General features: G+C 60.7%; 21 protein-coding genes and 2 pseudogenes. 9 read left to right on the forward strand and 14 right to left on the reverse strand.

The window, feature by feature from the left end; genetic code table 11:
* Positions 1-6 precede the first annotated feature (6 nt).
* The 10 genes and pseudogenes from BVL55_RS04980 to rpsF all read right to left on the reverse strand — a co-directional run bounded on the left by BVL55_RS04980 (position 7) and on the right by rpsF (position 10,021).
* Positions 7-561: a CvpA family protein gene (locus tag BVL55_RS04980; RefSeq protein WP_075995990.1), complete on the reverse strand. Its 555-nt coding sequence runs from the start codon at positions 559-561 to the stop codon at positions 7-9.
* A gap of 216 nt (positions 562-777) precedes the next feature.
* Positions 778-2,205: a DNA repair protein RadA gene (gene radA, locus BVL55_RS04985; protein WP_075995991.1), complete on the reverse strand. Its 1,428-nt coding sequence runs from the start codon at positions 2,203-2,205 to the stop codon at positions 778-780.
* Between the two features lie 89 nt (positions 2,206-2,294).
* The gene (locus BVL55_RS04990; protein WP_075997908.1) at positions 2,295-3,368 is read right to left on the reverse strand and encodes a D-alanine--D-alanine ligase family protein; all 1,074 of its coding nucleotides are present in this window, start codon (positions 3,366-3,368) and stop codon (positions 2,295-2,297) included.
* Positions 3,369-3,399: 31 nt separating this feature from the next.
* Positions 3,400-4,539: an alanine racemase gene (gene alr, locus BVL55_RS04995; RefSeq protein WP_083649369.1), complete on the reverse strand. Its 1,140-nt coding sequence runs from the start codon at positions 4,537-4,539 to the stop codon at positions 3,400-3,402.
* Between the two features lie 21 nt (positions 4,540-4,560).
* Positions 4,561-6,072, reverse strand: coding sequence for a replicative DNA helicase (locus BVL55_RS05000; RefSeq protein WP_083649370.1), 1,512 nt, complete (start codon positions 6,070-6,072; stop codon positions 4,561-4,563).
* A gap of 270 nt (positions 6,073-6,342) precedes the next feature.
* Entirely contained in the window at positions 6,343-7,416 is a 1,074-nt protein-coding gene (locus BVL55_RS05005) for a hypothetical protein (protein WP_156892420.1), read from the reverse strand.
* A gap of 241 nt (positions 7,417-7,657) precedes the next feature.
* Positions 7,658-8,236 (reverse strand): annotated as a pseudogene (gene rplI, locus BVL55_RS05010) (50S ribosomal protein L9); the annotation flags it as partial.
* Positions 8,237-8,271: 35 nt separating this feature from the next.
* Positions 8,272-9,207 (reverse strand): DUF2232 domain-containing protein, encoded by a 936-nt coding sequence (locus tag BVL55_RS05015; RefSeq protein WP_083649372.1) that lies wholly within the window; start codon positions 9,205-9,207, stop codon positions 8,272-8,274.
* 152 nt (positions 9,208-9,359) lie between these two features.
* Positions 9,360-9,596, reverse strand: a complete 237-nt coding sequence (gene rpsR / locus BVL55_RS05020; protein WP_075995994.1) for a 30S ribosomal protein S18 — start codon at positions 9,594-9,596, stop codon at positions 9,360-9,362.
* Positions 9,596-10,021, reverse strand: coding sequence for a 30S ribosomal protein S6 (gene rpsF, locus BVL55_RS05025; protein ID WP_075997911.1), 426 nt, complete (start codon positions 10,019-10,021; stop codon positions 9,596-9,598). Before rpsF ends, rpsR begins: the two co-directional genes overlap by 1 nt.
* A gap of 459 nt (positions 10,022-10,480) precedes the next feature.
* On the opposite strand from rpsF, the gene BVL55_RS05030 reads away from it, so the two are divergent.
* The gene (locus BVL55_RS05030; RefSeq protein ID WP_075997912.1) at positions 10,481-11,386 is read left to right on the forward strand and encodes an alpha/beta hydrolase family protein; all 906 of its coding nucleotides are present in this window, start codon (positions 10,481-10,483) and stop codon (positions 11,384-11,386) included.
* A gap of 46 nt (positions 11,387-11,432) precedes the next feature.
* Here BVL55_RS05030 and BVL55_RS05035 read toward each other — a convergent pair whose 3' ends face one another.
* The gene (locus tag BVL55_RS05035) at positions 11,433-12,059 is read right to left on the reverse strand and encodes an acyl-homoserine-lactone synthase (protein WP_156892421.1); all 627 of its coding nucleotides are present in this window, start codon (positions 12,057-12,059) and stop codon (positions 11,433-11,435) included.
* A 343-nt stretch (positions 12,060-12,402) separates the two neighbouring features.
* Between BVL55_RS05035 and fabD the strand changes: the two genes are divergently transcribed.
* The 8 genes and pseudogenes from fabD to gmk all read left to right on the forward strand — a co-directional run bounded on the left by fabD (position 12,403) and on the right by gmk (position 20,363).
* Positions 12,403-13,344, forward strand: a complete 942-nt coding sequence (gene fabD / locus BVL55_RS05040) for an ACP S-malonyltransferase (RefSeq protein ID WP_075995996.1) — start codon at positions 12,403-12,405, stop codon at positions 13,342-13,344.
* 68 nt (positions 13,345-13,412) lie between these two features.
* Positions 13,413-14,150 (forward strand): 3-oxoacyl-[acyl-carrier-protein] reductase, encoded by a 738-nt coding sequence (fabG, locus tag BVL55_RS05045; protein WP_075995997.1) that lies wholly within the window; start codon positions 13,413-13,415, stop codon positions 14,148-14,150.
* 31 nt (positions 14,151-14,181) lie between these two features.
* Complete coding sequence (locus BVL55_RS05050) at positions 14,182-15,363, forward strand: YbfB/YjiJ family MFS transporter (protein ID WP_075995998.1); 1,182 nt, start codon at positions 14,182-14,184, stop codon at positions 15,361-15,363.
* Positions 15,364-15,599: 236 nt separating this feature from the next.
* Positions 15,600-15,836 carry an acyl carrier protein gene (locus tag BVL55_RS05060; RefSeq protein WP_075997913.1) on the forward strand — a complete coding sequence of 79 codons (237 nt, stop codon included), beginning with the start codon at positions 15,600-15,602 and terminating at the stop codon, positions 15,834-15,836.
* Positions 15,837-15,980: 144 nt separating this feature from the next.
* On the forward strand, positions 15,981-17,240 hold the full coding sequence (fabF, locus tag BVL55_RS05065; protein ID WP_075996000.1) for a beta-ketoacyl-ACP synthase II: 1,260 nt from the start codon (positions 15,981-15,983) through the stop codon (positions 17,238-17,240).
* Positions 17,241-17,503: 263 nt separating this feature from the next.
* Positions 17,504-18,697 (forward strand): endolytic transglycosylase MltG, encoded by a 1,194-nt coding sequence (gene mltG, locus BVL55_RS05070; protein WP_075997914.1) that lies wholly within the window; start codon positions 17,504-17,506, stop codon positions 18,695-18,697.
* A gap of 52 nt (positions 18,698-18,749) precedes the next feature.
* The gene (locus BVL55_RS05075; protein WP_075996001.1) at positions 18,750-19,637 is read left to right on the forward strand and encodes a YicC/YloC family endoribonuclease; all 888 of its coding nucleotides are present in this window, start codon (positions 18,750-18,752) and stop codon (positions 19,635-19,637) included.
* A 118-nt stretch (positions 19,638-19,755) separates the two neighbouring features.
* Positions 19,756-20,363 (forward strand): annotated as a pseudogene (gene gmk, locus BVL55_RS05080) (guanylate kinase).
* Positions 20,364-20,376: 13 nt separating this feature from the next.
* On the opposite strand, the gene rsmA reads toward gmk, so the two are convergent.
* From rsmA to BVL55_RS05095, 3 genes are read right to left on the reverse strand one after another with little or no spacing between them, the layout of a single operon-like run.
* Complete coding sequence (gene rsmA, locus BVL55_RS05085; RefSeq protein ID WP_244530594.1) at positions 20,377-21,210, reverse strand: 16S rRNA (adenine(1518)-N(6)/adenine(1519)-N(6))-dimethyltransferase RsmA; 834 nt, start codon at positions 21,208-21,210, stop codon at positions 20,377-20,379.
* Entirely contained in the window at positions 21,207-22,283 is a 1,077-nt protein-coding gene (gene pdxA / locus BVL55_RS05090; RefSeq protein ID WP_075996002.1) for a 4-hydroxythreonine-4-phosphate dehydrogenase PdxA, read from the reverse strand. Before pdxA ends, rsmA begins: the two co-directional genes overlap by 4 nt.
* Positions 22,243-23,325 carry a SurA N-terminal domain-containing protein gene (locus tag BVL55_RS05095; protein ID WP_162841454.1) on the reverse strand — a complete coding sequence of 361 codons (1,083 nt, stop codon included), beginning with the start codon at positions 23,323-23,325 and terminating at the stop codon, positions 22,243-22,245. The genes pdxA and BVL55_RS05095 overlap by 41 nt, the downstream gene beginning before the upstream one ends.
* Positions 23,326-23,498 lie beyond the last annotated feature (173 nt).

Genomic DNA, 23,498 nt, shown 5'->3' on the forward strand with positions numbered 1-23,498 from the left:
TGCAGATCAGCTATTGGTCTGTTCTTCCCCGCCAGCGCCGTCCTGCGGCTTCAGGCGGTCGATGATCGACTTTTCCGGATCGTCCGGCAGCAGTTCGACCAGGCCTTCGCCGATCGATTCAAGCATGGGCTTGGACTTGGCATTGGCAACCCAGCCGGGCTGGTTTTCCGGCACCAGCCAGTTGAAAAACAGCAGGCCGACGACCACCAGCAGTGCGCCGCGCACGGCACCAAAGACAAAGCCGAGGGTACGGTCGAGCGGGCCGATTTTCGAATCGACAATGAAATCGGCAATTTTCATGGTGATGACGCTGACGACAATCAGCGCCACGACGAAGATGCCGGCCGCCGCCGCAATGTCCGCAATCGTCTGGCTGTCGGAAATCGACTGGGTGTAGTTATACGCAAATGGCGACAGCGACTTGTAGAAATACAAGGCTGCAAGGGCTGCGACCACCCATGAGGCAACCGAAAGCACTTCGCGGGAAAAACCGCGGATCATGGCGAGCAGGCCGGAAATCAGCATCAATCCGATCAGCACGCCGTCAAACAGAGTAATCATCGTATTCCCTCAGGGCTTTTGTCACTGCCCGGACAATGCGTTGTGCAATAGCTGCACGAACGCGCCCGCCACAGCGGCCCGTTGGGCGACTAATGCCGCGTTGCAGGTGAAAAATCAATCGCCAATGACACTTTGGGTAAATGCGCCTTTGAATGTGTGGATATTCTGACACGGTGCTCCATGCAAGGACGTTGCAAGACAGCCTCCTGCCGATTGTCATCCTTGTTGCGCAGGCTTTGCCTTGGCGAGAATTCTGCCTGCCAGATCAGCAAGTTCGCTGATCTCCACAAGTTCCAGTCCGCTGGGCGCTGCTGCCTTCGCCTTTGCACCGTCACGCCCGTTTTTGCGGGCAGTGCTGCCTGACGGCAGGATCGCCCGGCCAAATCCCAGCTTTTCGGCTTCCTTCAATCGGGCGGAGGCATGGGAAACCGGCCGTGTCGCGCCCGAAAGGCTGATTTCGCCGAAATAGACGCTCTGGACGGGAAGGGCGACGCCCGCAAGCGAGGAAATCAGCGCCGCCGAAACGGCAAGATCGGCAGCAGGCTCCATGATCCGGTATCCGCCAGCCACATTGAGGTAAACGTCATGCTGGCCAAGGCGCACGCCGCAATGGGCTTCCAGCACGGCGAGCACCATGGCAAGGCGCGAACTGTCCCAGCCGACAACCGCGCGCCGCGGTGTCGCGAGCGACGAGGGAGCAACCAGCGCCTGGATTTCCACCAGCACCGGGCGGGTGCCTTCCATTCCGGCAAAGACGGCAGCCCCCGGTGCATTGGCATTGCGTTCGCCCAAAAACAGTTCGGACGGATTTTCCACCTCCTTCAGCCCGCCATCGGACATTTCGAACACGCCGATTTCGTCCGTTGGCCCGAAACGGTTCTTCACCGTTCGAAGAATGCGGAAATGATGCCCGCCTTCGCCCTCGAAATAGAGCACCGCATCGACCATGTGCTCGACCACGCGGGGCCCGGCAATCTGGCCGTCCTTGGTGACATGGCCTACCAGCACCAGGATCGTGCCATGGCGCTTGGCATAGCGGATCAGCGCCTGGGCAGAGGCGCGCACCTGGGTCACCGAGCCCGGTGCCGACTCGACCGTGTCGGTCCACAGGGTCTGGATCGAATCGATGATAAGAAGGGCAGGCGGTTGGCCGGCCTTCAAGGTGGCAAGAATGTTCTCGACACTGGTTTCCGCCGCAAGGCCGATGTTTTCCTCGACCGCCGAAAGCCGCCTGGCCCGAAGCCGCACCTGCGCAACGGCCTCCTCGCCGGAAACATAGACCACCGGATGACCGCCCTTTGCCAGCGCGGCGGCTGCCTGGGTCAGCAGGGTCGACTTGCCGATGCCCGGATCACCGCCCACCAGCAGGGCGGAACCGGGCACGAAGCCGCCGCCCGTCACCCGGTCGAGTTCGGCAATGCCGCTGGCAAGGCGCGGCGCTTCCTGAGTGTCGCCGGCCAGCGCCACCAGTTCGACCGCATGGCCGGTCTTCATGCGGCTCGCACCGGGCGCAGCGCCCACGCCGCTTTCCCCGCGCTCCTCCACAAGCGTGTTCCATTCCCCGCACGCTTCGCACCGGCCCGACCAGCGCGGGGCAACATTGCCGCAGGACTGGCAGACAAATTGCGATTTTGTTTTGGCCATGCTTCCCCGCAGCCGGTATACCGCTCAAATGTTCTTATTATGTTCTATTCGATCAACGAAGCGCTGACAAGGCGTTGTCTCCGCTTCCTCTATTTCCCGGCGCGGGCAAGGCCATGTGCCACCAGCCGGTCGATGATTTCGCCGTAGGCGATGCCGCTGGCGGCCATCGCCTTGGAATACATGCTGATATCGGTAAAGCCGGGGATTGTGTTGAGTTCGTTGACGAGGAAGGTCATGTCCTCGCGCAGGAAGAAGTCAATGCGGGCCATGGCATCGCACCCCACGGCCCGAAACGCTTCGGCCGCCGTTTTGCGGATGTTATCCTCAACCGCTTGCGGCAGATCGGCGGGAACGTGGAGCTCCGCGCCACCGGCATCGACATATTTGGCATCATAGCTGTAAAAGCCGTGATTTTCCGCGGGTGCAATCTCGCCGGGCCGCGAGACGAAGAGCTCGCCACCGGCATCCTCGATGACCGCGCATTCGATCTCGCGCCCCTCGATGAATTCCTCCGCCAGCAGAACGCGGTCGTGTTTGAAACCTTCCTCAAGCGCCGCAGCGTAATCGGTTTCACCGGCTACCTTGCTGATGCCGACCGATGAACCCTGCCGGGCAGGCTTGATGAAAACCGGCATCCCCAGTGCTGCTTCCAGCGCATCGAAACCGGGTCTTTCTTCCCGTCTTATGGTGAGCGAGCGTGCGGCAGGAATGCCGGCAGCCTTGAGCAGGCGCTTGGTGATATCCTTGTCCAGCGCGGTTGCCGAACCAAGGATGCCGCAGCCCGCTAGCGGCACGCAGGCGGTTTCCGCATAACCCTGCACCGAACCATCCTCGCCCGGCAGGCCATGCAGCACTGGAAACAGAATGTCGAGTTTTTCCAGTTCACGGGTTGTCCCGTCCGGTTCGATTGCGGTCATGCGCCCTTCGCCGCCCGGCATCAGGCACACTTGCCCGCCGGTGGAGGGCTGTTCAAGCACGCCCTCGTCATAACGGCTCGCCAGCCATGTGCCCTGACGGGTAACGAAGATGGGAACGGCGTCGTATTTTACCGGGTCGAGAGCGGCCATCACATTGGTGGCCGAAAGCACGGAAACATCATGCTCTGCGGAGCGCCCGCCGAACACGACACCGATGCGAATTCTTTTTTCCGAAGAAGGCTCCACGTGTCGAATGTCCTGTTTGTCAATCAGTGGGTCAGGACCCTGCATAGATGCGCTCATAGCGCTGGCCCAGGCTGGTCAGCAGTTCATAGCCGATCGTGCCGGCGCTTGCCGCCAGTTCATCGACCCGAAGCTGCCTGTTGATAAAGTCCACCCATTCGGTCCTGGCCAGCGTTCGTTCGGGGATGTCGGTGACATCGAGCGCCGTCAGGTCCATGGAGATGCGCCCAAGGATGGGAGCGCGGTGCCGCCCGATCATTGCACAGCCGCCCGTTCCAACCCCATTGTTGCGCAGGGGGGTTCCCGCGCCTGACGCCTGCCGGTGCAGCCCGTCGGCATAGCCGATGGCGACGGTGGCAACCCGGCTGTTACGCTTTAACACCGCCGCAGCACCATAGCCGACGCTTTCGCCCTTCTTGATGGTCCTCATCTGCAGGATGCGGCCTTCAAGCCGCACCACGGGTTTCATCGGGTTTTTGACGCCGTTGACCGCATCGCCGCCGTAAAGCGATACGCCGGGCCGCAACAAATCGAAATGGGCTTTTTTGCCGACAAACACACCGGCGGAATTGGCGAGCGATTTGCGGGCTTCGGGGAAATGACGGGCCGCCTCGCCGAATCTTTCGATCTGCCGCCCGTTCAGCGGATGGCGGGGATCATCGGCGCAGGCGAAATGGCTGACCACCAGTTCGGGGTTGAGTTTTTCCAGCAGTTCAGGGGAAGACAGCAGCCAGGATAGCTCTTCCGGGCCGAGGCCGAGGCGGTTCATGCCGGTATCGATATGCAGCGCCGCTCGCTGGCCGCGTCGTGCCTTTGCCGTCCAGTTGGTGATCCCCCTGGGCGAATTGATGACGGGGGTGAGGATGTGGCGACGGTATTCGGCCTCCGCCTTCACGTTAAAGCCGTTGAAAATGTACACATTGGCTTTGGGCGCCACCTTGCGCACCATCACGCCTTCGCCAATTGTGGCCGTGAAGAAATCCCGGCAGCCTGCCTTGTAGAGCGCTTTTGCCACCGGCTGCGTCCCCAGCCCGTAGGCATCGGCCTTGACCACGGCGGCACACTGCTTGTGGGCTGACTTGCCGCGCAGCTTCTGCCAGTTGGCCACGATGGCGGAAAGATCAACGGTCAGCCGCCCGTTGGGATGTGGCGGCGAAGGCATTGGCGTTGTCATCAGCCCGTTCCCACTCGCGCGTTACCCATACCTGTCCGGTAGGTGGTCGTCTTCGGCAAGATCGCTGAAGCGGGTGAACTCCGCCTGGAAGCCGAGTTTGGCTGTTCCCGTCGGGCCGTGGCGCTGCTTGGCGATGATCACCTCGGCCTTGCCCTGCGCTTCGGCCATGTCCGTTTCCCACTTCAGATATTCCTCGGTGCCGGGCTTGGGTTCCCGGTTCCTGATGTAATATTCCTCGCGAAAAACGAACAGAACCACGTCTGCGTCCTGTTCTATCGAACCCGATTCGCGCAGGTCCGACAGTTGCGGGCGCTTGTCGTCGCGGCTTTCCACCTGGCGTGAAAGCTGGGACAGGGCAATGATGGGTATGTCCAGTTCCTTGGCCAGCGCCTTCAGCCCGGTGGTGATTTCGGTAACTTCCTGTACCCGGTTCTCGCCACTGCGCTTTGAGCCCTGCATCAGCTGAATGTAGTCGACCACCATCACGTCGAGGCCGCGCTGGCGTTTCAGCCGCCGGGCACGGGCGGCGAGCTGGGCGATGGAGATGCCGCCGGTCTCGTCGATATAAAGCGGAATGCGCTGCATTTCGCTCGAACAATGGGAGAGTTTGACGAATTCGGCTTCGGTGATTTCGCCGCGGCGGATTTTGGAGGACGAAACTTCCGCCTGTTCGGAAATGATACGGGTCGCCAGCTGGTCTGCCGACATTTCCAGCGAGAAGAAGCCAACGACCCCGCCATTGAGTGCCTTGTGGGAGCCGTCGGGATTGATGTCGGCTTCATATCCGTGCGCGATGTTGAAGGCGATGTTGGTGGCAAGGGAGGTCTTGCCCATGCCGGGCCGTCCCGCCACGATGATCAGGTCCGATTTCTGAAGCCCGCCCATGCGCTGGTCGAGATTGTGGATGCCGGTCGAAATGCCCGACAGACCGCCATCGCGTTCATAGGCGGCGCCCGCCAGTTCGATTGCCTTCTGGATTGCGTCCGAGAATTCCTGGAACCCGCCGCCATAGCTGCCGGTCTCCGCCAGTTCGAACAGCCGCCGCTCGGCATCTTCGATCTGGCCTGACGGCGGCACGTCCACCGGCGCGTCATAGGCGATGTTGACCATGTCCTCGCCAATGGTGATCAGCGAACGGCGCACTGCAAGGTCATGGATAAGACGGCCGTAATCGGCGGCGTTGATGATCGTTGTCGCTTCTGCCGCCAGCCTCGCCAGATACTGCGCCACCGTCATGTCGCCGATCTTGTCGTCTTCCCGCAGAAAGGTCTTGATCGTGCGCGGGTCGGCCTTCTTGCCAACCCGGATCATGTCGGATGCGCATTTGAAAATCTGCCGGTGGATCGGTTCCTGAAAATGCTCGGTCTTCAGGAAATCGGAAACCCGGTAATAGGCATCGTTATTGATCAAAATGGCGCCGATCAGCGCCTGTTCTGCCTCCACGTTCTGCGGCGCTGCCCGGAAGGGCAGGGCATTTGCATCGCCCCGGCGTTCTGTTTCCTCGTTCTTCAGATATGAAATGTTTTCGGCCATGCTCTTCCCAATGTCATGCCAACAAAGTCATGCCGACCGGCATGAAAGGTTGATAATACCAAGCGCAATGTTGTGAGTGTGGCCGCACGCGTACTGACATCTCTTCGCGCACTGCCCGGCAATTCCCGCCAACCCCTTTCAGGGTTTTCACCATCTGCCGGGGATTGCCAGCACTGTTGGCAGCTTCCACGCCAATTAACAGCTTTCTTTTCACCGCCGCGGTTTTGCCTTGACACAAATAACTGATTCGCAGGGTTCAGCGTCAGGAAATCAGGATTTTGACCCTGCTTTGAATACCGACCGCCAGAAGGCAATGCGCGGTTTTCCGGCCCGCTGGTTGGCAAGGCCGGCCCTGATCGCCAGGTGCCAGTGGGAAAGGAAAATGCCGGTCGCCTTCAAAAGCCCATAACGCGGGTCATAGGCATGTACCGGTTCTGAATAAAGTGCATTGGCTTCAAGCACCTTGATGCTTCTTCCGGCAAAAAGGCTTTCATAATCCGGTGCACGGGCATCCAGCCTGCCATAGTGATAGCCCTCAATGGCATCGAGATGGGAAGCAACCCCTGCATTGAGAGCATCGGTTATGAAACCGGAGATATCCTGAAACGTCGCACCAAGATGGTGGTTGCGCACCGGCATCAGGTCGACAGCTTCACCGGCTTTGGGTACCCGCTGCAACTGCAGGCGGTTGTATTTGGCAACCCGCCTGCGCGTTTGCCTGTCCGCATCAACGCCATCGCCGGCATTAATCAGTTCGCCGATGGTGCGCCTGCCATCGCCCGTTACGGGAAAGCCGCGCTTTAACGTCATCGAGACGATCCTGCCGTGCACGGCCGGGCTGTCGCGCACATAAAACAGGCCAACCTCAACGCCGCCGACAAATTCCTGCAACAGCCAGGTTCCGCCCGATGCGGCGGCCTGCTGCCAGGCGTTTTTGAAATCCGGGATACTGTTGATCCACAAAACGTCCGTTCCCTGGACGCCTTCATCGGGTTTCAGGACGGCGCGGGGATCATCGAGCGTTCTTGCAAATGCCCTATAGCGGGCAAGCGCCTCATCCGCCGCAAGGGCAGCATCGAGCGCCGTCTGCTTTACCAGCAGCGGGCAGCCCGGTGGGAAACGGTCAAAGAAGGCTTCCTTGGATGCCGGATACAGCCCGCCATGTTCCAGCCCGTAATTGGCGCATAATGGCGCGCTGAAACTGCGGTAGCGCAGCAGCATCGCCACAATGCCGATCGCAACCGGCACGTAGAACAGCCACATGGGAATTTCATGCCACCACCGCCGCTCAAGGCGGATGTCCGGGGGCGTTGTCCTGTTTTTCGTGCTGCCGGTTTTGGTCATGGCTTCCATGTGCAAACACAACGAGAAAAGGGCGCGGAACTTTCTTCCGCGCCCCCGTCCACAAGTGTCACAATTCGCAACTGGCTGGCAAGCGCCCCCAATTGCGACAAGGTCAGGATTTGGCTTCTTCTTCGCCGGCCTCTTCTTCTGCGGCAGCATCGTTGGTTTCAGCAGCCTCTTCGCCAGCCGGTTCTTCGGCAGCTTCAGCGCTTTCTTCTTCAACCGCTTCCTCGATCTCTTCGGCAGCGCTTTCCGCGTCGTCCGGATTTTCGAAGATTTCCTCAAGGTCGATTTCGGCTTCACCGGCATCTTCTGCTTCAAAGCCTGCATTCGGCTTGGTCAGATCCTCACCGGCAGCCTGGCGTTCGGCTTCGTCGTCGGAACGGGCAACGTTGATGGTAATCGTGGACGTGACTTCCGGATGCAGCACGATCTCGACCGTGTGCAGGCCGATGGTCTTGATCGGATTCTGCAGGCTCACCTGACTGCGCGCCACCTTGAAACCGGCAGCATCCAGTTCAGCGGAGATATCGCGGGTTGAAACCGAGCCATAGAGCTGGCCGGTCTCTCCGGCAGAACGGATGAGCACATAGCTGGAACCGTTGAGCTTTTCGTTGACGTTGTCGGCTTCGTTCTTGCGTTCAAGGTTGCGCGCTTCCAGTTCGGCGCGCTGGGATTCAAAGCGTGCCTTGTTGGCTTCATTGGCACGAAGGGCCTTGCCTTGCGGCAGCAGGTAGTTGCGCGCATAGCCGTCCTTGACGGTAACGGTATCGCCCATCTGGCCCAGCTTCGCGATGCGTTCGAGAAGAATGATCTGCATGGTTAAGGTTCCTTGTTTGGTGTTTGGTGCCGGGCCTAGCTCTGCCCGGGTGTATTGCGGGCCTGCTGTGCAAAGCTGCGAAACAGGCCCATGATGGTGAAGATGATGAACGGAAATGCCAGCAGGATGATCGATCCGTAGGCAATGGTAAGCACCAAAAACGCGGCGGGATTGCCCCGCAGCCGGTAGTGCAGCAGCGCCAGGCCGATCAGCCCGTAACCGCAAATCGAAATCCCTAGCATGACGCCGCCAGCCAGCGACGCTCCGCCGCTCAAGAACAGCATGCCGGCAAGACCGGCAACCAGAAAGCCGCCAGCCTGGGGCGGCAGGGTGACCGTTGCGGCAATGTCCTCGCGCTCGCGTGCCAGAATACCGGACCGCCTGGTGATGGCGGCAGCTGCAAACGCCGTCAGCACATGCATCAGCAGCCACACCCCTGGCGCTATCAGCGGGATTGCTGTTGCATAGGCTTGTGCCTGGGTGTCGATGGCTTCCGGCGTCAGCCCGCTCATGTCGGGACGCTGGCGCATGACTTCCTGGAAAATCTGTTTGAACGAGTCGACGAGCATCGCCTCGCTGATGCCGCTGAAGGCTCCAATGGCAATAAACGCCACCACCAGGATAGACATCAGGTGAAACAGGATGGTGCCAAGCGGATACCAGACAATGCCGCCGTCTTCATCGCTCTGGCCAAGATTGGTCAGATGTCCGACCCAGCCGGCAGGAACAAACAGCATGGCCGAGGAGGCGAGCGCGGTGGAAGGTTCTGTGAAAACGCCGATCGTGCCCGTGCCGGCAATTACCGAGGCGATGCCGGCCTGAAAGCCCCAGCCCATGGTGGCGATGTAGATGGCGCCGGCGGCGACAAACGGCAGAAAAAAGGCGAACGGCATGGTGGTGACGGTTGCCGTCACCATGAGGCCGGCTGCCAGCCCGGCCACAAGTCCGATCAATATGGAACGGTTTGCCATTGTCTCTCGCTGTCCTGTCGTTTCGACAGTTAGGCGCCATTTGCGCCAACCTGGGTATTTCAAGTCCCGGTCACGATCCCCATCGTGGCGGGCAGTGCCAGTCGGTACCGGTGGCGGTTTTTAACGCCACCGGCATTTTTGTTCAACGGCCGTTAGCCGATCACATAGGGCAGCAGGCCGAGAAAACGGGCCCGCTTGATTGCCTGTGCCAGTTCGCGCTGTTTCTTGTTGGAAACCGAGGAGATGCGCGAGGGAACGATCTTGCCACGCTCGGAAATGTAGCGCGACAGAAGCTTCACGTCCTTGTAGTCGATCGTCGGAGCATTCGCACCACTGAACGGGCACGACTTGCGGCGGCGGTTAAAGGGTCTGCGTCCAGCCATGGCCATTATGCGTCTCCACTTGCTTCTTTCTTGCCGCTGTCATCGGGCTTGGGTCCGCGGCGCGGGCCACGGTCGTCACGGTCACGGCGGGGACCGCGGTCGTCGCGGTCGGATTTCTTCATCATGGCAGAAGGACCATCTTCATGGGCTTCCACCTTGATGGTCAGGTAGCGCAGAACATCCTCGTGAAGGCGCATCTGGCGCTCCATTTCGGATACGGCGTCCGCAGGGGCTTCCACATTCATCAAAATGTAGTGGGCCTTGCGGTTCTTCCTGATCTTGTAAGCTGCGGTCTTCAGGCCCCAGTTTTCGACCTTGCCAACCTTGCCGCCATTGCCTTCCAGAACACCCTTGAAGTGTTCGCAAAGGGCGTCGGCCTGCTGGCCGGAAATGTCCTGGCGCGCCAGGAACACGTGTTCGTATAGTGGCATAATGCCTTTCCTTTCTTTCCGCCGGGCGCCTTCGCGCGAAGCCTCCAAACCGCTTTTCAGGGGAGATGGCCTCACGTTGAAAGCAGCCATCGCCGGGAAAGGCGTTTGGGAACGGTTGAGAGCAGAGACAAGGGAAGCCGGCCCGTTTTTAGGCCCGTTCCGCGAACCGTTCCCAATAGAACCCGTCTACCGGTATTCGCAGAACCTTCCTTTCAGCCTCCGGCGTAACCGCCCGGAACTTGAACGGGCGGGTTATACGCATTTCCCGCGCAATTGCAACCCGCCCGAAATGCGCTTTCCGGCCATCGCGAAATCCCGGAGTTTTCGCCGGGGATGGACAAACCCGGTGCTTGGCGCGTAATGCGGGCTGCAATGGTTCTGTATCCGCAACATCGCGCCCGTGCCGCGGCAGGTATCCTGCGCACAAAGCCCGTGATTTCCGTACTGGCGGCGCTTTTCTTGGCCGTTCTCCCGGTGCTGTCGGCATGTCAGACATCCGATGCGCTATCGTCGGCAGCAAACGAGGCAACCGGCCGCCGAACCCCGGCAGGACCGCTTCCCGAGTTCAAGGATGCACTGTTTGCCTACCGCAAACCGCTCGAGGTTCGCGATGGCGGTTCTTATCTGGTCGTTCCCTATGATGAACTGAAGGATATCAACCAGCGCGATGAAATGCCGGTGCGCAAGGTTCACAGCCGCTACATCCGGCGGCTTCCCGCCTCTGCAGAACGCGACTTTACCTATGCTTCGGGCGAAAACGAGCTTGGCGTTCTGGGCGCGGGAAAGCTCGATGCTGCAGCGCGCCTTACGGTGGTTTACCTTCATGGCCGCGATGGCAACCGCAAATGGGGCTTCGACGATGAACGCTTCGGCGGCAATTTCAACCGGCTGAAGAACTTGGTGGCCGCAGCCGGCGGCGCCTATTTGAGCCCCGATTTTTCCGGCTTTGAAGCCAGGGGCGCAGCCGATATCGCTGCCCTGATCGCCGCGAGAGCCGGAAAGATCGGTCCGGTTATCCTGGCCTGCGGCTCGCTCGGCACGAAAATATGCTGGGCACTTGCCGATGATGCGGGAATTCGAAAAAATCTGGCCGGCATCGTCGTGCTCGGCGGTTTTCCCGACCGCAATTTTCTGCGCGCGGCCTATTCAGGGGCCGTCAAGCCCGTCCCCGTCTACATCGCCCATGGCTCCCGCGACCCGGTCTATGCGGTGGAAGCCATGGAGGACTTTTACAACGCCCTTAATGTAAAGTCCTATCCGGTACGCATGACCGTCTTTGACACCGGCAATCACGGCACACCGGTTCGCATGGTCGATTGGCGCAGCGCCATCAACTGGCTGCTGTCCGCCGGCGGGGCGGGGTGAGCAGTTCCCGCCAGGTTTTCCGCAGATCAGCCCACCTTGTGCACAATCAGGCCACCTTGCGCACAATGGCCGGCTCGACATTGCCGGTGAGCATCCGGCTCCAGGTAAGCCTGTCGCGGATTGCCGCTGTCGACCACACGCCACAGCCGATTTCCAGCCCGTTGTCATCCAGCCTGCTTGAGATGATTTCCGCCTGTGGCCCGTAAACGCCGGCCATGTCGAAGAAGTAGCGCTCGCATACCGCCACCACGTGGGAAATGCCATTGGCATTGCCGAAATCGGCAACCGCGATGGATAGCGCCAGCGTGGCGCGGTTGAGCAGGTTGGATTTTCGCGTGGTCATTGCTTCATCGACACAGAACCGGGTTGCTTCCCAGATGTGGGGGGAGCGTAGTTGTGCCCCCTCAGGCAGCATGTCGGCCCACACGCTATGCAGCAGCGTTGGCCCGGTGGTCGGCATCAATCGCACCCCGCCCGATACGGCGCCTGTCGGCGGGTCGATGCACAGCAGGTAGACATTGAATAATCCGTCAAACCGATCGGTTTCAATGGGCTTTCCATCGGTTTCCACCCAACCGAGCTTGTCGCAGAAGACGCGCTTTCTGAGCGCAAAATACTGTTTGAGTTCCGCGCGGTGGCGGTGGCGTTTTTCAGGCGTGATGTAGCGGATCATTGGCAGGCTCTCCCTGGTTGCGTTGGCCTCCGGAAACAGCCGGAAGACCCGCAAATTCGGCACCGCGGGGAGGCATGGGCGCAATCACCAAAAAACAACCCCCTATATCTAGGGGATAAAAATTAAACTTGAAGTTGTATTTGGCGAGTCACTGGGACATGGGCTGCCAGCGGGAGTACACAAGCAGGCTGCGTCGTACACCAACTGGCCTGACATCAACTGGCAGGTTGACCGTCAGGGCGTGAATGCGTAATCGAAACCCGCCGATGCGATCATCGTCCCGTTTTCGCACGAACGTGAATTGGTCGTCGGCCCGGTTCCATTCGACAGCAGGTGACAATCCATGACAGTCGCGTTCACGTTTCCAGGCCAGGGCAGCCAGCAGGTCGGCATGGGAAAGGCCCTTGCCGAAGCACATTCCGCCTCACGGGCGGTTTTCGAGGAGGTGGATGAAGCGCTTGGCGAGAAGCTGTCGAAGGTGATCTTTGAAGGTCCCGAGGATACGCTGACGCTTACCGCCAACGCCCAGCCGGCGCTGATGGCGGTTTCGATGGCAGCAATGAGGGCGCTTGAAGAAGGAGGCTTCGACCTTTCTGCTTCCGTGTCCTGCGTTGCCGGCCACTCGCTTGGAGAATATTCGGCCCTGTGCGCGGCAGGCAGCATTTCGCTTGCCGACACCGCCAGGCTGTTGCGCATCCGGGGCAATGCCATGCAGGCCGCTGTCCCCGTGGGCAAGGGCGCGATGGCGGCCATCATCGGCCTTGAACGCGACGATGTCGAAGCCGTCTGTGAGGCTGCTTCAAAGGACGGGGTATGCCAGATTGCCAATGACAATGGCGGCGGCCAGCTGGTGATCTCCGGTGAAAAGGAAGCCGTCGAAAAGGCCGCGAGCCTGGCAAGCGAAAAAGGCGCCAGGCGCGCATTGCTGCTGCCGGTGTCCGCCCCTTTCCATTCCGCCCTGATGGCCCCGGCCGCCGAAGCCATGCAGCAGGCGCTGGGCGAGGTCGAGGTAAAGGCACCTGTGGTGCCGCTGGTGGCCAACGTGCTGGCTGCACCCATTACCGATCCCGATGAAATCCGCTCCCGGCTGGTCGAGCAGGTCACGGGGCAGGTGCGCTGGCGCGAAACCGTGCAATGGTTTGCCGCCAACGGGGTTGAAACGCTGGTTGAGGTGGGGTCCGGCAAGGTGCTCAGCGGGCTCGCCCGCCGCATCAATCGCGATCTTGCTTCGAAGGCGGTCGGAACGCCGGACGACGTTGTCGCCTATCTGGGTGCGGACGCCTGATCCCCGACGCCATTGCCGTGGTTGCGGTGGCACGAATTCAAGAAGTTTGTTGATTGGAGAATGTTGTGATGTTTGACCTGACCGGAAAGAAGGCGCTTGTGACCGGCGCCAGCGGCGGCATCGGCGAGGCGATTGCCCGTACCTTTCACGCCGGCGGCGCTGTTGTCGGCCTGCATGGAACGCGGGAGGAAAAGCTGAACGCGCTTGCCAGCGAACTGGGTGAGCGTACCCTGGTACTGCCTGCCAACCTTTCCGACCTGGAGGCGGTCGATGCGCTTGGCGAGAAGGCCGAGGCGGAAATGGAGGGCGTCGACATTCTGGTCAACAATGCCGGCATTACCCGCGACGGTCTTCTGGCCCGCATGCCCAACGATGACTGGGACGACGTTATCCGGGTCAACCTGACCGCCGTCTTCCGCCTCACCAAGGCGATTTCCTATCCGATGATGCGCCGCAAGGCCGGCCGCATCATCAACATCACCTCCATCGTCGGCGTTACCGGCAATCCCGGCCAGGCAAACTACTGCGCTTCCAAGGCCGGCATCATCGGATTTACCAAATCACTGGCCCAGGAAATCGCCAGCCGCAACGTTACCGTCAACGCCATTGCGCCCGGCTTCATCGCTTCGGCCATGACCGAAAAGCTGAACGACAAGCAGAAGGAAGCGATCATGTCCGCCATTCCCATGAAGAAAATGGGCGAGGGCGAGGACATTGCAACGGCTGCCGTCTACCTTGCTTCCGATGCGGCGAAATACGTCACCGGCCAGACCTTGCACGTCAATGGCGGCATGGCGATGATCTGACCCCAACGGACAGTCAGGCCGGATCGCGCAAATGGCAGGCACTTCAAGCCCGGCTCTCAGGGCGGCATTCGCCGGATTTTTCGCCATGGCGCTTGCCATGGGCCTTGGCCGTTTTTTCTATACGCCGGTTCTGCCGCCCATGCTGGAGGCAGGTAGGCTGACAGCCGGTGAGGGCGGGCTGGCTGCCGGGGCCAATTTCCTCGGCTATCTGCTTGGCGCGCTGGCAGCCTCCGCGCCCTTCTTTTCCGCGCACCGTTATCGCTGGATGGCCTGGCTCGCACTGCCGGCCTGCGGCATGACGCTGTTGCTGTCCGGCCTGTGGCTGGGGCTCTTGCCGTTTTCCCTGATCCGCTTTGCAGGCGGTGCAGCAAGTGCCTTCTCGATGATTTTCATCTCTGCCATCGTGATGCGTATTTTTCAGGACAACGACCGCCCCGGCCTGATATCGGTTCATTTCGCCGGGGTCGGCTTCGGCATCGTGTTGTCCGCACTCATTGTACCGGCATTGGTGGCAGGCGGGCTGTCCTGGTCCTGGATGTGGTTTGCCGCCGGTGCTGCTGCGCTGGTATTGTGGCTTGCCGTTCTTGTCCTGCTTCCTGCATCCGCCGCAGGCAGCGAACCTGCTGCCAGCGGGGCCGGCCAGGAGGCTGGCAAAGCGGAGGCCTTTTCCCTTGCCTTTTGGGCTCTGCTTGCCGGATACGGCTTTTTCGGCTTCGGTTATTCGGTTTCCGCCACCTTTCTCAACACCATCGCCAAGGCCAATCCGATTCTGCAGCCTGCCGAACCCTGGGTGTGGCTCGTCGTCGGGCTTGCCGGCATTCCGTCCATCTGGGCGTGGAACCGCCTGACCGGCAGCATCGGCCTTGCCTATACCTATTCCATTGCATGTTTTGTCGAGGCGGCGGGAATTCTCCTCCTTCTTTGGCATGCAACGCCCGCAACCCTTTTGATATCGGGCCTGACCCTGGGCGCAACTTTCATGGCGGTTACCGCCCTGGGGCTTGCCAAGGCGCGTTCCATGGTGCCGCAAAAGGCTGCTGCTGCCCTGGCCCTGATGACGGCATCCTTCGGCCTTGGCCAGATGATCGGCCCTGTCCTTGCCGGCTTCCTGTTCGAAAGCAGCGGAAGTTTCGCACCCGCCCTTACCGCGGCGATCACCGCGCTCACCCTGACCGTCGTGCTGACCCTGCTGTCAAAACGTCTGGAGACGTGAGCTGCATCCACAACCATCCAAAATCTGCTTTGCAGCGGCCCGGTTTCGTGGTAGGCGGCACGCGAATTGCCATGATTGGACCGGCAGGCATCCTGTGTGCGGGCGGCGGTGGCAGCAAGCGAAAACCCGGTGACTGCCAGCTTTTTCCGGCCGGCCCAGCCAAGACAACAATCTCTTGATATCCGGGTGAATGCCCTTTAACTAGGGCCAAACACGAACCTGACTGAGGTATGAAAATGAGCGACGTTGCAGAACGCATCAAGAAAATCGTTGTGGAGCATCTTGACGTGGATGCCGCCAAGGTCTCCGAAAGCGCCAGCTTTATTGATGATCTGGGTGCCGATTCCCTGGACAATGTTGAACTCGTGATGGCCTTTGAGGAAGAGTTCGGTGTTGAGATTTCCGACGACGCAGCCCAGGACATCCAGACCGTGGGTGATGCGATCAAATACGTGGAAAAGGCGACGGCCTGAAGGCTGGCCCCTTCACGGTCATCAGCCATGTGATAAGTTTCAGGCGGCCTGCAGGCCGCCTGATTTCGTTTGACCCGCCGGCGGGCAGCAGTCTTCCGGCGGAAAGAAACGGCAAATTGCAAAGTTGGACGGGAGTGGAAGGCGATGCGTAGGGTAGTCGTGACGGGCCTGGGAATGGTGTCTCCGCTGGGCTGCGGGACTGAAATAACCTGGCAGCGCCTGCTGGAAGGGCGCAATGCCGCTGCCCGCGTGACCGGTTTTGAAGTCGAGGACATTGCCGCAAAGATTGCCTGTGAAATCCCCCGCGGCGATGGCAGCGACGGCACGTTCAATCCGGACGACTGGATGGAGCCGAAGGAACAGCGCAAGGTTGACGACTTCATCATCTATGCCATGGCGGCAGCAACCCAGGCGCTAGATGATGCCGGCTGGCACCCCGACAATGACGAAGACCAGTTCCGCACCGGCACGCTCATCGGTTCGGGCATTGGCGGCCTTCAGGGCATCGCCGAAACCGCTCTCCTGCTGGAAGAGCGCGGTCCCCGCCGTGTCAGTCCGTTCTTCATCCCCGGCCGTCTGATCAACCTGGCGTCGGGCCAGGTTTCCATCCAGCATCAGTTGAAGGGCCCCAACCATTCGGTGGTTACCGCCTGTTCCACCGGTGCGCACGCCATAGGCGATGCAGCAAGGCTGATCATGCTGGGCGATGCCGATGTCATGGTCGCCGGCGGCACCGAAAGCCCGGTCTGCCGCATTTCCCTTGCCGGTTTTGCCGCCTGCAAGGCGCTGTCCACCGATTTCAACGATGAACCCCAGCGTGCTTCCCGCCCCTATGACCGCGACCGCGACGGTTTCGTGATGGGCGAAGGCGCCGGCGTCGTCGTGCTGGAAGAATACGAGCACGCCAGGGCGCGCGGCGCGAAAATCTATGCCGAAGTGGCAGGCTATGGCCTTTCCGGCGATGCCTTTCACATCACGGCACCTGCAGAGGACGGCAATGGTGCGCTGCGCTGCATGCAGGCGGCCCTGAAAAACGCGAACATGCAGGCGTCCGACATCGACTATATCAACGCCCATGGCACATCGACCATGGCTGATACCATTGAGCTGGGCGCTGCCGAACGGCTGATGGGTGATTCTGCCGGTAGCGTTTCCATGTCTTCCACAAAATCGGCAATCGGCCATCTGCTTGGGGCTGCAGGTGCCGTGGAGGCGATTTTCTCCATCCTGGCCCTGCGCGATCAGGTGGCGCCGGCAACACTCAACCTCGACAATCCGGAGCGTGAAACCGCCATCGATCTGGTGCCGCACAAGCCGCGCAGCCGTGAAATCCGGGCGGCATTGTCCAACTCATTCGGGTTTGGCGGCACCAATGCCTCGCTGATCTTCAAGAATGCGGATTAAGTCCTGTTTACGGCTGGTTCTGCCTGCCGTGCGAACACAATTTGGTCGAAAAAACGGGCGATGACCGCATCTGACCGACCGGCTGATGACCGAAAGGGCCAAAGGCGGTTTTTCCAGCATGGGCAACTGGGATATTGTGGCGGCAATTCGCCGGTCGTACCGATTCGCGGTGGATTAAACGGAGAGACGGCGTGAGCGAGCAGGACCCGAACGATCTGCAGAACGGCGATGGCGGCAAGCGGATATTTGGCCGGCGCAGTGAAATGCCGGCCGGAAATCACGACACGGCACACGATACCGGCCCCGCCCCGCGCTCGCCCGAGGAAGTGCTGCAGCCGCGCGAAGTGCCGCCGCCGCCCAGGCGTTCGCGCCAGGCACGCAACCGGTTTGTGGTGTTTTTGAATTTCTGCATGTCGCTGCTGGTCTTTCTGGTACTCGCCACGGGGGCGGCATTTTATTTCGGCAAGCTGCGGTTCGAGGAAAAGGGCCCGCTGCAGCGCGCCAAGACAATCGTCATCGAGGAAGGCACCAGCCTGTCGGCGATTTCAGCCACCCTGGAGTCCCAGGGCATTATTTCCAGCGATTTCGTTTTTACCCAGGGGGTCAAGGCGACCCGCAACACCGGCTCCCTCAAAGCCGGCGAATATGCCTTCAAGCCGCGCATGAGCATGCGCGAGGTCATGGAAACCATCGTTTCGGGCAAGGGCATCATCCACAAGGTGACAATCCCCGAAGGGCTGACCAGCTTCCAGGCCATGCAGCGCATTGCCGAGCATCCGGTGCTGGAAGGGGAAATGCCGGATGAAGTGCCGGAAGAAGGCAGTCTGCTGCCCGATACCTATCCCTTTCAGCGCGGCACGACACGCAAGGAAGTCATCGAGCAGATGAAGCGCCAGCAGACGCGCCAGCTTGCCGAGATCTGGGAGCGCCGCATCGAGGGACTGCCGATCAAGACACCGGAGGAACTGGTCATCCTCGCCTCTATCGTGGAAAAGGAAACCGCCAAGGCGGACGAACGCCCGAGGGTTGCCAGCGTGTTCATCAACCGCCTCAACAAGGGCATGCGCCTGCAGTCCGATCCGACCATCATCTACGGTCTGTTCGGCGGTCAGGGCAAACCCAAGGACCGGCCGATTTTCCAGTCCGACATTGATCGTGAAACGCCTTATAATACCTACCAGATCGACGGCCTGCCGCCGACCCCCATTGCCAATCCCGGCCGCGCTGCCATGGAGGCAGTGGCAAATCCCTCGCGCACCGAGGACCTGTTTTTTGTCGCCGATGGCACCGGCGGGCATGTCTTTGCCAAAACGCTGGAAGAGCACAACCAGAACGTGGCGCGCTGGAGGGCAATCGAAAAGCGGCTGAAGGAAGAGGCGGCCAAGGCCGCGCTTGCGGCTGAAGAAGCTGCAAGCACTGCCGGGGAGGCCGCAGACACCGCCACGCAGACCCAGTAGGGCCTGCACGGCGTTTTAATTCAACGGCACATACCAAGCCGCCGGGGGGCACATGGCCTTACAAAGCATGACCGGGTTTGCCCGCAGCCAGGGCAGGATGGGAGAAACCTCCTGGGTCTGGGAAATACGGTCGGTAAACGGCAAGTCGCTCGATGTGCGTTTCCGCCTGCCTGCAGGTCTGGAAGCCGAGGAAGCAGCGTTGCGGGAATTGCTTTGCGAGCGCATTCTCAGAGGCAATATCCAGGTTTCCCTGCAGCTTGAAGAGGGCGCAGCGTCCGTCCTGCCCGTGCTCAATGAGGAGGCGCTGGCCGCGGCAAGCCAAATCACCCGCAAGGTTTCAGAACAGACCGGCCTGCCGCCGGCAGGCATGGAGGCGCTGCTGGCCATTCGCGGTGTCGTCGAATACCGCGAGGCACCGCTTGATCCGGCTGCCGCTGAGGCGCGCGGCAAGGCCATGATGGAAAGCTTCTCAGAGGCCGTTATTGCCCTTGAAGCGGCCCGGGAAAAGGAAGGCACGGCGATTGCCGGCGTTTTGGCCGGCCAGATCGATGAGATCGAAAGGCTGACCCTTGCTGTTGCCGATGATCCCTCGCGCAGCGCGGAGGCTATTCGTGAACGCCTTGCCACCCAGCTGGCCAGGGCAATGGAAGCTGCCGATGGTCTTGACGAACAGCGCCTTCACCAGGAGGCTGCCCTGCTTGCCACCAAGGCCGATTTGCAGGAAGAGATAGACCGTCTCATCGCCCACATAGCATCGGCCCGCAGCCTGCTTGCCGAAGGCGGTGCGGTGGGCCGCAAGCTCGATTTCCTCAGCCAGGAATTCAACCGTGAATGCAACACCATCTGTTCCAAGTCCAACGCCGTTGCGGTAACCGGTTTCGGCCTTGAAATGAAGGTGGTGATTGACCGCTTCAAAGAGCAGGTGCAAAACATTCAGTAGCGGCGCAACTGGTCTGGCCGCCTTGATGCAAACAGGATTACCAACCGGGGAAGGGGCGACATTGGCTGATCGGGAAGGGGCTGGAACAGTGGCAGGCAGGCTGGAGCGGCGCGGCGTCATGCTGGTGCTTTCCTCGCCCTCGGGGCGGGAAAATCCACCATCGCCCGCAACATGCTCAACGCATTTCCGGATTTGACGCTGTCGGTATCGGTCACGACACGTGCGCGGCGCGGCAGCGAAATCGACGGCACCCATTACCGTTTCATCTCGGAAACCGAGTTTCAGCGCATGCGCGATTCCGATGCCCTGCTTGAATGGGCCGAGGTGCATGGCAACTTCTACGGCACGCCCCGCGATCCGGCCATTCAGGCGATGAAGGAAGGCCGCGACATGCTGTTCGACATCGACTGGCAGGGCGGCAAGCAATTGATGGAAAAGGCGCGGGGCGATGTGGTTTCGGTGTTCATTCTGCCACCCTCGATGGAGGAACTGAAACGCCGCCTGGTGCGCCGCGCCGAAGACAGCGAAGACGTGATCGCCCGCCGTTTGAAGAACGCCCAGGAGGAAATTCCTCATTGGGAGGAATATGACTATGTGGTCATCAACGATGATCTCGACCGGGCGTTTCAGGAAGTAAAATCAATCCTGATCGCAGAGCGTTTGCGCCAGGACCGCCGCCACGGCCTGTATGATTTTGCCAGAACCCTGACCGGCAACGGGAAATGATGAACTGGGGGGCTCAGCTTTTCAGCGCATTGGCCAGCGCCACAAATTCCGCGATATCGAGCGTTTCGGCCCGGCGCTCCGGTTCAATGCCCGCCTTTTCCAGCAGCGGCGCTCCGCCGATCGGCTTGAGTGACTGGCGCAGCATTTTGCGCCGCTGGCCGAAGGCTGCCTGGGTGACGCGCTGCAACGCATCGGCCGTACAGGGCAGGGGATTTTCCCTCGGATACAGGACCACCACCGCAGAAGTGACCTTTGGCGGTGGGGTGAATGCTTTCGGGCTGACCTCAAAGGCAATGGCCGCCTCGCAGCGCCATTGCGAAAGCACGGACAGCCGCCCGTAGCTTTTCGATCCGGGCGCTGCACAGATACGCTCGGCCACCTCGCGCTGAAACATCAGCGTCATGGAGGAAAACCACGCCGGCCATGGCTCGGCCAGAAGCCAGCCGGCCAGCAGCGGCGTGGCCACATTATAAGGCAGATTGGCGATGATGCGGGCTGGCGGCCTTACCATCGAGGGAAGGTCTGCTTCCAGCGCATTGCCTTCCACAACCTTTAGACGGCCCGGATACCGGCCGGCGATTTCCGCCAGTGCCGGCAGGCAGCGCGGGTCCTTTTCCACAGCGATGACCTGTCTTGCACCTTCTGCCAGAAGCGCCCGCGTCAGGCCGCCCGGCCCCGGCCCAACCTCGACTACATCATGGCCTTCAAGGGGACCTGCCTGGCGGGCAATCCGGGCCGTCAGGTTAAGATCGAGCAGAAAGTTCTGCCCCAATGCCTTTTTTGCCCTCAGCCCATGGCGGGCGATTACATCCCGCAGCGGCGGCAGGTTGTCGATTTGTCCGCTCACGCCCTGTCCCCGGAAACAGGCACGGCATTTTTCGCCATCGCTCCCGCCATGCGCAGGGCGGCAATCATGCTGGCAGGGTTCGCCGTGCCCGTGCCGGCAATGTCGAAGGCAGTCCCGTGGTCCGGTGAGGTGCGGACAAACGGCAGGCCGAGCGTCACGTTGACGGTATCGTCGAAGGCAAGCGTCTTGACGGGGATCAGTGCCTGATCGTGATACATGCAGATGGCCGTATCATACCGGCGGCGTGCTGCTGCATGAAACAGGGTGTCGGCAGGAACCGGACCAAAGGCATCGATGCCTTCACCCTGGAGCGCTTCGATGGCCGGGCGGACGATGGTGTCGTCCTCTTTACCCATGGCGCCCGCCTCTCCGGCGTGGGGGTTAAGCCCGCTGACGGCAAGTCTTGGTGCGGTAATGGCAAAGCGCGCGGCAAGGTCTTTGGCGGCGATACGGCAGGTGGTGACAATGGCTTCGGCGGTAAGCGCGGCCGGCACCTCCTTCAGGGCGATGTGCACGGTGACCGGTATCGTGCGCAGTTGCGGTCCGGCAAGCATCATCACCGGATGCACGGTGCTACCGGTGTGCTGCTGCGCCAGTTCGCCGAGAAACTCGGTATGGCCGGGGTGCTCAAAACCCGCCGCATAAAGGGCATGCTTGTTGATGGGGGCGGTGGTGAGTGCGCTTGCCTTTCCGGCCAGTACCAGATCAACGCCGGTCCGGATGAACTCCACAACGTGAACTGCGTCATCGGCATGCGGCCTGCCGGGCGCTGCCTTCAGCGCTGCGCCGGTCTGGTACACGGGCAGGGCGCTATCGAACGCCTCTGCTGCGGCTTCAGCTTCGCACGGGCGAACCGGCACATTCAGCGACAGTTTCTCCGCCAACTGCTTCAGAAAACCAGCATCGCCCACCACAATGAAGGGTGGCAATGCTTCTTCCCGGCGCGCAAGCCAGGCCTTGAGGATAACCTCAGGGCCGATGCCGGCCGGCTCGCCAAGGCTGACGGCAACCGGAAGATCACCGGGTCTGCCCCTAGCGGTAGATGATCTGGGCTTTGGACTTGAGTTCGGCAAGATAGTTATCCGCGATTTCACTGCCGCGCTCGTTGAAGGATTCGAACTCCTTGGCCTGCGACATGACCTGAGCCGCCATGTCGTCGTTTACGCTCTGCTTTTTGCAGATGGCCAGAAACTCAATGCCGCGATCGGTTTTTTTGACCTCGGTAACGCCGCCTTCGGCAAGGGCGGTCAGTTCGTCCGCCCACCGCTCCGGCAGTTGCGGTTCCAGCACGCGCGGCAGCTTGCGCACCGTCACATCCCGCATGCCGGCCGCCTGTTTGACGGTTTCATCGCAGCGGATGAATTGCTTGCGGAACGCCTCGGCATCCTTGCGGCGCTGGGCGATGTAGCCTTTGTCGCTGGCGCGGTTGCCGGGTACGACAAAAATGGTCTGTTCGATAAGATATTCCGTCGTCTCGGGCTTGTCGCCGCCGGACTGGCGAATTTCGAACAGCGCGTCCTGGGATGACTTGGCCGTCGTCTCGCTTCTGAATTTCTGGGAAACTGCCCGCTGCCAGCTCATCTGGCCACGGATGAAACTCTTGAAGTGGCTGCTGGTAACGCCTGCCTGACTGAGCAGCTGATTGAGCTGGCTTGTGTTCATGCGGTTGGACTTGGCAAACCGGGCATAGGCCTCGTCAACCTCCCTGCTGCTGGCGAGCGAATTGCGGCGCCGTGCTTCCTGCATCTTGATGGTCTGATCGACCAGTTCCTCAAGCGCCTTGGCGTTGCGGTCGCCGCCTACCCGGCGCAGGCGCAGAAAGGAGGCCCGGCGCTGGACATCGTAATTGGTGATCGGCTGTCCGTTCACCACCGCCTTGATGTTGGTGCCCTTCTGGGTGACCGTCGATTGGCGGTGGATGATATTGGCGGATTTTGCTTCGCTTTGGGTTTCACCCTCAACGGTTTCTTCGCTTCCGCCGGCTGCCGGCTGCTGTGCCTGCTGCGGCTGGGTTCCGGCCTCTTCCACGGCACTGGTGGGCGTGTTGCAGGCAGCAAGTGCCAGGGGCAAAAACGCCAGCAGAACACCCGCCCGAAGCATGCGGGCAGAACGCACGCATCGCCTCAGCGTGCAATTCATCGGAATATCCATGACCTTGCGCATTGTCGTGTCGGTTGCCCCGGTGCTTTCTGTTCTGGTGTTTCCGCCACGCATTGCGGTAGGCGGCGCTGACTATTGAAGTGCGGATGCGGCAAAACTTTGATCAAAATGACAAATTCGGCGACGTT

The sequence above is a fragment of the Salaquimonas pukyongi genome, from assembly GCF_001953055.1.
GTDB classification, from domain to species: domain Bacteria; phylum Pseudomonadota; class Alphaproteobacteria; order Rhizobiales; family Rhizobiaceae; genus Salaquimonas; species Salaquimonas pukyongi.